Source organism: Photobacterium sp. BZF1 (genome assembly GCF_014349205.1).
Lineage (GTDB): Bacteria > Pseudomonadota > Gammaproteobacteria > Enterobacterales > Vibrionaceae > Photobacterium.
Window position 1 is genome coordinate 1 of the sequence record NZ_JACSOF010000205.1, and the last position, 9,486, is coordinate 9,486.

Annotated in this window: 8 protein-coding genes and 1 pseudogene; 5 read left to right on the forward strand and 4 right to left on the reverse strand. The window is 40.5% G+C overall.

The annotated features are described in order from the left end of the window. Positions 1-1,057: 1,057 nt before the first annotated feature. Together BIZ37_RS27895 and BIZ37_RS27900 are read left to right on the forward strand one after the other, a co-directional pair. Positions 1,058-1,303: a hypothetical protein gene (locus BIZ37_RS27895; protein ID WP_187464312.1), complete on the forward strand. Its 246-nt coding sequence runs from the start codon at positions 1,058-1,060 to the stop codon at positions 1,301-1,303. Positions 1,304-1,329: 26 nt separating this feature from the next. After that, on the forward strand, positions 1,330-1,725 hold the full coding sequence (locus BIZ37_RS27900; protein WP_187464313.1) for a hypothetical protein: 396 nt from the start codon (positions 1,330-1,332) through the stop codon (positions 1,723-1,725). Between the two features lie 239 nt (positions 1,726-1,964). Here BIZ37_RS27900 and BIZ37_RS27905 read toward each other — a convergent pair whose 3' ends face one another. Beyond that, a complete protein-coding gene (locus BIZ37_RS27905; protein WP_187464314.1) occupies positions 1,965-2,258 on the reverse strand; it encodes a hypothetical protein in 294 nt (97 codons plus the stop codon). Between the two features lie 210 nt (positions 2,259-2,468). After that, entirely contained in the window at positions 2,469-5,321 is a 2,853-nt protein-coding gene (locus tag BIZ37_RS27910) for a UvrD-helicase domain-containing protein (RefSeq protein ID WP_187464315.1), read from the reverse strand. An 807-nt stretch (positions 5,322-6,128) separates the two neighbouring features. Between BIZ37_RS27910 and BIZ37_RS27915 the strand changes: the two genes are divergently transcribed. The 3 genes and pseudogenes from BIZ37_RS27915 (at position 6,129) to BIZ37_RS27925 (ending at position 8,457) form a co-directional block, all read left to right on the forward strand. Further along, positions 6,129-6,554: a hypothetical protein gene (locus tag BIZ37_RS27915; RefSeq protein WP_187464316.1), complete on the forward strand. Its 426-nt coding sequence runs from the start codon at positions 6,129-6,131 to the stop codon at positions 6,552-6,554. Between the two features lie 123 nt (positions 6,555-6,677). Next, a pseudogene (locus BIZ37_RS27920) lies at positions 6,678-6,883 on the forward strand (ISAs1 family transposase); the annotation flags it as partial. Between the two features lie 167 nt (positions 6,884-7,050). After that, positions 7,051-8,457, forward strand: coding sequence for a hypothetical protein (locus tag BIZ37_RS27925; RefSeq protein ID WP_187464317.1), 1,407 nt, complete (start codon positions 7,051-7,053; stop codon positions 8,455-8,457). 278 nt (positions 8,458-8,735) lie between these two features. Here BIZ37_RS27925 and BIZ37_RS27930 read toward each other — a convergent pair whose 3' ends face one another. After that, positions 8,736-9,128: a hypothetical protein gene (locus BIZ37_RS27930; RefSeq protein ID WP_187464318.1), complete on the reverse strand. Its 393-nt coding sequence runs from the start codon at positions 9,126-9,128 to the stop codon at positions 8,736-8,738. 11 nt (positions 9,129-9,139) lie between these two features. Continuing rightward, on the reverse strand, positions 9,140-9,486 hold a 347-nt coding region (locus BIZ37_RS27935; protein WP_187464319.1), incomplete at its 5' end, for a GIY-YIG nuclease family protein.

The following is a 9,486-nucleotide window of genomic DNA, read 5'->3' on the forward strand; positions in this document are numbered from 1 at the left end:
GGCAATATCGATACCAACAACTTTAATATTCATGATGGATGCTCCTTCGTAATTAAGTGCTAACACCTTAATTCTGGCTCATCGAAGCCGTTAAGTGGGCGTCCATCACATCATTTCCATGTTACCTTTGAAATCAGCAAACCTCTCGACATTTTAAGCTACTAATCATGTATATAATAAGCTAACTATTATTGGCTTAATAGTGCTTGCCACTCTCCGCAAAATGGTTCATAGGGTTTCTAGTATTGGTAAATCTCTCTTCAAAGCCTATATAGCAATCCTAATCTCAGTGTTCAGTGAAGAAGTACACATAAGAAGCACTATGTTAAATGGTGCACTTTACCCAGGAAAAGATGGCTTAGGTGACTGGATAGGTATTTAACCCTCAAAAACATATTCAAATTGGCCGGCATTCGACTGTTATCTGCACTCTAGTTTACTTTCGATTTGAAAGTTAAAGCTCAAATAAGCTTGGCAAATGCATTCCAGGCAGATTCAACAATGAAAGCGTCAAAAGAACAAAATTATTGTTGTGAATCCAGCGCATCTAACACCTATACCTTCTCTGAGGGTTAACTTGCCTCTTTAGTTGTTCCAGCCTTCTGACATGACTCAGTAAACTTGTCCAAAAATCGAATATCACTACTCTCGAACAATCATTGTCCAAGAAAGAATATTCCACCTTTACACACTTTGGTGTGAATCCACCACAGCATGTATTACGCAGATATGACTGAAATGCCGATTGTAGATCAAAGAGATCACTCATCTTCTGGGTATTGTGTCTTACTTTTCTCGTCTCAGATACACCGACAAACACCAGTGCAATGGATATTAATCTAACGCTATACCAATCGGTTAAGAGCCTGCTCTGGCTGACAAACAAACCGTACTCATGCATCCAAGCTGATAACTCAAGCCCATCCCGAGCATTCACCTGATGCTCAAGAAACAAAATATCTGAACATGCCATAATCGCCCTCTTGTGCTTGCATTAAAATGAAAAGCCACTACTGTATATAAAAACAGTGTAGTTCAATTCGAGGTACATCTCGCTATGGCTAGGTACGATGAGAAAAAAATCACATTAACTCCTCGTTATATTGAAGCTCTGCACGAATTGCTTGAAGCTGAACTCGAGATGATGCAACAACAGGATGATAACAATCGTGAATGCTGGGCCTGGGGGATCTGCACCATCAATAACCTCTGTGAACAAAACCATTTACAGTTTGAGTTTGGCGATGAGGGCTCTAGACCGAAAGGTATGAAACGTAATACGTGTGTTCGAGAGAACTGCTAACTCTATCTGAATATCGAGGCTGTGAAATGAAACATATTGTTCTCAATAGAATAAAAACACCAGACGGTACAGTTTTGATCAGCAAGCACCGTCACGATTATGTCTCTCATCTTGATGCCAACGGCGAGTGCTACATGGTAGATGGAGGCACTGACTACCTTAGAAGGAACGTCAATATCGAGCCATTTGAGGAACAGTCTATCTATTCTGACGCACCTCACACTGAAATAAGGCAAGGATTTTACTGGGGAACAAGAGGTAAAAACGGAGATCAACCTGTCAAATTCAAGCCGCTGAAAGAGCTCGATACATCACACATTGAAGCTATTATTCTGACACAGACCCACTTAGCAAAGTGGAGGCTAGACGTTTTTGAAGCCGAGCTTTTATTCCGTAAGACTAAAATGGAACCATCCCCCTAGCAAGCTTCTTTGACTTTTTTGCAACTAAGCATGGTCTTCACTACAAAGAGATATACATCGTACAAGCGACAGCGGCTTTATGATTTAACCTTAACCATCTTAGATCTGTCAGTTCCACTTAGAAAAACCGTATTAGCTCAGTTAATGTAACGAGTTAGACAAGCCAGTAAATGCAGTTAGATGTGAACCTTGAGAGGAACTTCCTCCTGATTACCATATGCCGGCATGTTCTGTAACGTCTATTGATATAGAAACTGCGGTATATCATCGTTTTGAAGCTGTTTTGCGATGGCAACTTCAACATCGACTATCTCTTTACGGATTTCTTTTATATCTAGCATGAGTTTTTGCTTCCGTTTTGTGGTCGAATGAGAGGCGATCATCCAACCGATTACCCACAATCCACCAGTAAAAACAGAAACTGCAATATGAACAATATGGCTTGTCTTTTCGTTGTTATAATCCAACTCAGCTTGATTTAGCTCTTGCTGTAATTCAGATCTGTACTTAATCAGTTCTATCTTGTTCTTCATAATTTATTTTTTTAATCAGTGCCTTACCCATACTTCTAGTAAAGGTATCCTTATACTTGGACATTTTACCATATTGCTATTTACACTTGATCTAGGCTTTTCTAATTTAGCAAATTATTAATTGGCGACTTCCCTACAACGTGCCAGTCAAGCTGGCACGTGATTTTTACTCTCAGATTCTTTTCGGCTAGTTAGAGTTGTAAGGATAACTTACCCATCATCCTCAACTTTCTGCGTGTTCTTACATGCATCCTTGCTCAGGCTGAATCCGCTGCAACCCCAAAAAGAACCGTATTTCCCAGTTCGCTTTTTCATCGGCCTGCCGCATTCATCACATATCTTGAAGGAGTGTGAACAACCTGGATTTTGACATTGGCTAGTGCCACGGGTATCGATTGATGGCGAGCCACACTTCTCGCAACTTCTAGCACGAGCGACTTTGCAGCCTTTACCAGTACTACACACATAAAACTGGCCATGCTGACCTTCGATCCTTTTCAAGTAACCATCAACACAACTTGGGCACTTGAAAATTTTCCGGTAAGCATCTTTGAATGAGTCGGAATAAATACCTACCTCATACTTAGGTTCGAGCAGTTCGGTCACAAACTTCGAGGGGGAAGAGGGATCTGCAATGATGTAACACTTCTTCTTGGCCCTAGTGATGCCAACATAGAGCAGGCGTCTTTCTTCGGAGTCTGGGTAGCTATCGAGAGATGGAAGTAAAGCTTCAATGATTGCGTTTTCCTGCGTATCACTTGGGAAACCATTCTTACCCTGTGAAAAGCCAATCAAGATACAATAATCAGCTTCAAGCCCTTTAGACTTATGGAAGCTCCAAAACTGGATATTGTTGCATTGTCTAACACTTGACAGTTTTTCTCTGGCATCACGTAATAAAAAGTTATACCGCGCTATTACAGCGATACTCCCCTTACTGTCTCGACTTCTTATCTTCTTAACGACATCGACCACTTTACTATAAAGTGCATCCTCACCATTGACCTTATCATCCAGCAGGTAGACTTGAGGCTCATCTACTTGAGTATGAGTTTCAATGTCCTTTTTGAACTGGTTCGGGTTCTCCATAACAAAACGGCCGGCGGTCGTTGCGATACTGTTGTTGTACCGGAAGGTTTTCTGCAATTTGGTTTCTGTGTATGGGCCAATGAGTTCAGCAAACCCTGTCGTCAGCTCTAATTTACCTCCAGAAAACCGATAAATGGACTGCCAATCATCCCCAACAACAGTTAACGAAGGAGTATCGCTATGCTCTATGATGGTGTTGACCAAGTTCATACGCGCGGATGATATATCTTGGAACTCATCAATTAAAATATATCGCCACTGAGGTTTGAAACTCCCCTCTTTAACCAACTCTGTTGCTTTGATAATCATGTCATCAAAGTCGATGGAAGCCTGTGACTCAAGCTCTTCAACGTAACCTTGATGTAAAGACCATAAAAGCTCAGTCGCTCCCTCTGGAGAAACAATTTGCTGACTCTCTAGCCTAGTGAATATGTCCTGATACCCAAGTTGCTCGGTTCGAATAGCAGCTAATGCTGTTCTTAGCAAAGCTGAGCCCTTACCGACATAGTCACTTTCTTTGAGCGTAGTAAGAATTTCTTCTTCACTTAATGGATTAAACGGCACCCCGGCTTCTTCAAGAAGGTGCTTTAATCGGTCATTCAACGTCCCTTCTTTCCAATCATAATGATAGGTCTCGAGCAAAGTTGTCCCATAGGACTCATGCAACTGACGCTTTCGTTTAATCGATTGATTGTACTGTTCGGCGTCGATGTCAGGGCGTGTTGAACCATCACGACTGATGCCAAAGTGCTCTAGGTAAATATCGGTTCCAGAAATATGGAAATCAGGCAGGTAATCAAAGCCAACATCAATCCTTTTCTTAGCTAGATATTGCGCTTCATATTCGTACCCTACACCGTTGATAAACAAAAAGTTAGCGATGAGTAACTCTTGATAGCCCTTAACCTTATCACCCTTAAGTGTCGTGAATTCATTATCACGCACATACCTTTGATAGTCAGCAGCATCTGAAAAACTCAACGGATCAAGGGGAGGATTAAGTAACTCAATTAAAGTTGGGATATTCGCAGTATTCGATGTCAGGTACTCTTGTAGCCAACGGGTGATCCAAATATCTAGCTTGTTATCGAATTCTGCAAATTCGCTCAATCTAATCCTTTCTCCACACCCCTTGAGTATATGGAGTCCAAGAGCATGAAAGGTGGAAGCTTTAGGATCGACTGTTAATTCAATTCGGCTTTTTTCTGCTTTCTCTTTTATTCGTTCTTCAAGTTCAGCTGCTGCTGTCTTGTTATAAGCCAAAATAAGAATTTGATCTGCAGATGCTAATCCCCTATCGATCAAATCAAGAGCTTTAGCGACCATTACTGATGTCTTGCCTGTACCTGCAGCAGCAAGCACCATATTACGGTCGTTATTTCGAATGACGCCCAGTCGTTGCTCCTCCGTTAGAGGATTAGACTCGACTAAGTCATAGAAGTGACCCCTTTGCTGAAGCTGGTACCCTTCATGTATATGCCTAAGAGCTGTAGCCTCTAGTGGATAGGTCTTGCGAATCACATCAACAGTCCTCATCACCGAAGGTGAAAAAAAAGAAGTCATCGTGGGCCGCTGTCTCATCAAAGATTCAACACGAGAGCATATTTCTGTAAGCTCCGGCATCTTTGAATCCCTAGGGTAATTCACCAAGGCATGTTCATGAAAAGTATCAGCCATTGACTCAACACGCACCTGAACATGTTCAGCGATGTTGCTATTCAACACTTCTAGCAGACTCGAGTAATCTCTTTTGCTGAGTCTACTAAAGCTAAGCTGGTCACCAAGACTTAACTTGTAACCAAATATCGACTTTTCGAGGGATGCAAAGTTATCTAAGTCTTTGATAGGAAATGATTGGGTAATCTGGCCTTTCTTAAACAAAGTGATTGTATCAGGAGTTATCTCCAGAGAATCAAACTTGTTTAACCAACGTCCCAAAAGATTGCATGAAATTTGATTAGAGCTCGCTACCACTGCTTACTATCCTGCCTACAACTCAAAGGCGAACGAGTGACTCAGTGAGAATCACTCATAGGGATATTTGATTCTACCTAGGTATTGATACGGTTTCTATATGGTTCAGGTAACAAGTCATGATGGCTGCTGATGCAGCAACTAACCTCAAGGTTAAACACCTCTTACAAGTTATAACGCTTGTTGAGCGTTAAACAAAAGCAGCAGTACCGAAGGAAGTATCATTTGAAGAAGTGCTTAAGCTTAGCAAGCTCGCAAAGGAGCTATCTGAATAATTCAAAGGCAGACCTGTTGATGATGCAACCGCTGGCAACCTTGAGACTTCTGCAGCATCAGTAGAGAGTCTGTCGAATTCAGATTACCGAATAGTCTCTAAATAAGCATAGATTTGAATGCTAAAATTCATCACCGATAACACCCATTCGGTGTAAAAAGTGCGAAGATTTAAGTTTATTCGGTGCAAAAAGTGCGGTGACTCGTTTTCATTCGGTGTGAAAAGTGTGTAACAAGTGCCTCTATATGAGGAAATGAGATTACTGATGGTGATCACAATGCTGCATCCAGCATATGTAACACGTCACTGGACATAAATGAGATAGATCAAACCCCCAATCGAATAACTCCATCTAATCTTTGAGATTCCAATATCTTCTGAAAAATGAAGTACATCTTCAAAATCAACACCTAAATAGAGGTGAATCAACAAGCAAGCCGGTTTGAGGCGAAAGTACAAAGTTGGGTTTACCTTGATTAAACGGCATTGCATACTATTTAATCATTTTCGTCATTTTATATTTGAGGCATAAAGTGCTTAAAAATCTTATCCTATTAGCTGTTTCTATCGCTTTCCCACCATTATTTTTTTTCACCGTGCCGTATCTTATCTGCCTATTTCTTACCTACAACACACGTAAGGAAAAGTATTTCAATAATGCTATTATTTGGCGAACTGGTGAAATGTTTCGAACCGGTGATATCGATATCAACAAATCGGTGAAACTTTATAAGAAAGCCACTTCGATGGGGCATGCCGAAGCTGCTTTCCATCTTGGTGAAATGTATGCTGATGGTATTTCTCTTTCTGGTTTCTCCGGCTATCTATTGGAACCAGATTCTCATGTTTCTCAAGCTTACTTCAAACGATGTCACGCTCTGTCCCCAGCAACTTTTGCACAACTTCACGCTCAGAGAGAGCAAATGCTTGCGGATATCCGATCCCAGTTGAATTTCTAACTTCGATTTATAAAGAAAAACACCCTAACTTGGGGTTCTCAGATAATCAGGGTGAGGTCGTGAACGTTTTTAGCCAAAATGATGATCGATTTGACGATTACATTTAGCTGTGATTGCTGGTGCAAAGGCTTTTTTGATATTCGTGAATATATCCTCGGTATCATGGTTGGTTTAAGCGTAATGAGCTATTCATGAACAGTATTCCAGCAGATGACACGATTGCTCGAATAATCTCTACCATTGAACCTGAGCATTTTAACGAGTACTCCGTTAACTGGATGTCGTCAGTTCACACTCTCACTGATGGTCAAGTTGTGTCGGTAGATGGCTCGCAAACTGGTATAACTCAAAGACGGATAGACATCTGGTATGACGGATTAACTCTGGTATTACAAACGACCATTCAGGTGGCCAAGTTTACTCAACCACTACAGTTGAGCCATGAAACAGAATGGCATACCATTAGGGTGAATTATCCATTATTGAGTGCCTTGCTTTGAGTAAAATCACCAAACGTGAACTTATCAAAGAGTTCAACTATGAAATTAGTTACTTCGACCCTAAAGATTACAAGTACGAAATCGAAGCAGAGAAAGGGTATATGAATGTTCTTTCTAAGGTCATCAATGATGCGTTCATCGAAGCCTTATTGACTCTTGATATAAAGAGGAAGGACGTTGATGCGGTATTCGAAAAGTACCATGTTATGGTCATCGAAGAAACTAAGATCGCTGAAAAACTGGTCAAGAAATGTGAGATCTTCGTCAAAAATAATACTTGTTGGCTAGGCTTCACAACCGAAGAGTTCGAAGATGGTAAGCCACCACTGGTTAGAGGTAAAGTGCCTGAGTTCGACACGTACGTTCCGTCTTTAGATCTCGAAGATGATAATAAAGAAGATAGGGCTATTAATCGTTTCTATCACTACATGGTTCAACAGATTGAAAAGGGAAACCACGTCGATATCGAAGGTAACATTTCATACCTACACCGATACCGAGTATTCAAATACGAACAGTCGTGTCAAACGAAAAAGGGTCGTGCTGAAATTCGTAAGCACTTCAATTTCATTATTGATAACTACGTCCATGACAAGGTAACTGGCTACTTCAATTCATCATTAAATTCATTACTTCTGATTGAACGTAAATTCAAGAAGTGGGTACAGGTTACTGAATCTGAATCGATTTTGTCTGGTAGTTCGCATCAAGTTGATCGGCGTTTTAATGTGATTAATTACATCAGTGAAGATTTTTGTATCAAGGATATTATCCGAGTTTCTTTCTTCCGAAAGAACAAAATCATCAAAGATAATGAAGGTGCATTCACTAAAATCGCTTTAAGGCTGATGGACGAATACGGTGAAGAGCATGGTGGTTGGAAGAAGATTCTATTAGAAGGCTTTGGTGCTAAACCTACCGAATACCAAGGTGATACTTTACCAAATGGTAAGCCAGTGCCGTGGAAGAACTATGACTGGTCTCATGTGCTTTATAAGAACGAAACTATCAAACAAATCGTACGAAATGCAGAGAATGAACTACGTGACAGCCTTAACATCCCTCGTATTGGTGAAGGTTGGGTAAGCGAGACACAGTTATTCTACTTAGTAAAAGACAATGTAGGAACCGAGTGCATTCAGCATGGTTCACCATCTTTCTTAGGACGACAGCACTACGATGTATGGCTACCACGTTGGAACGTGGCTATTGAGTTCCAAGGTGAACAGCATGACCGTCCAGTAGAGTTCTTTGGTGGCGAGGAAGCGTTCAAAAAGAATCAAGAGCGTGATGCACGTAAACGCAGACTTTCAATCACTAATGGTGTTGCATTGATCGAAGTTCGCAAAGGATACGATGAAGCTGAACTTATCAATGAAATTATGAAAGTTCGAACGATTTAGAATTGTTCCTAATACTCATAATTATCGTTTTATAGATGATGTTCCATTAGCCTCGACTATGTTCAGGTTTTTTGTCGTTCTGCCACGTTTTGGGGCAGAACTGAGCTAGCCGGGGTAGCTAGCTCGAAGCAGGACAATTTAGAGTTACGAGCATAACACGCTCTGACTTAGACATCTGAGTCATTCGTAGACAATAGTAATTAAATCAAGGTGGTTACACGTGACTATTTACGGTTCTGCAAATAATTTTGAGTACCCTGACCTTTTCACTTAGGCCGTTAATATTGAATGCTATCAACTACTGTTAAAAACATTTTGCAGGCAGAGATGGGAACAGCCATGCTATCTGAACAAGCTTCACCATATTTTTGTATGTCAGATTGTCGCTCTTTTTCATCTTTCTCAAAGTCTTTTAGTAACGACTTTGTTTCCTTTTTAAGATCGGTGATAAAAGCAGCGATACACTTCTTACCAGTTGAACCGTCTCCTGAAGCATTTATCGTCGCATCGTTATCAAAAATATCTAAAGAAATACTCAATATGAACTCATCATAGTTAAATTCAGAGTTTACAGAAGATATATTGGATTGAGGAAAGCACTTCTCACCAGCTCGAACAGTAACGCTAAGAACTCGTTGTATAGCTTTAAGTTCACTAATTATACTAGCCATTATTCAACCTCTTAACTTATCTGCTTAGTAAGTAACATAGATTCCTCAAATTGCAGAGCTTGGGCATCTTTAACCACCTCAAAGTCTCCTTCAACTAACTTATGCAGTGCTTCTTCAACTTCTTCAATAGTGACGTAAAAATATTCTCTACGATGATTTACTTTGTTCACACGACGATCTGCAAATAGTTGATGTAAATCTTTTTCTAATTTTGGGGCGTCATCGCTCGGTATCATAGCATGCACATCAAAGAAAAATGGCACTGACGCATCACCTAACTCTCTGACTCGATCCATCGGCTCTAATCTTCTTGTCATGCCTATTTTTAAGATATCCCCACCAAAAGATCCCTTATTAC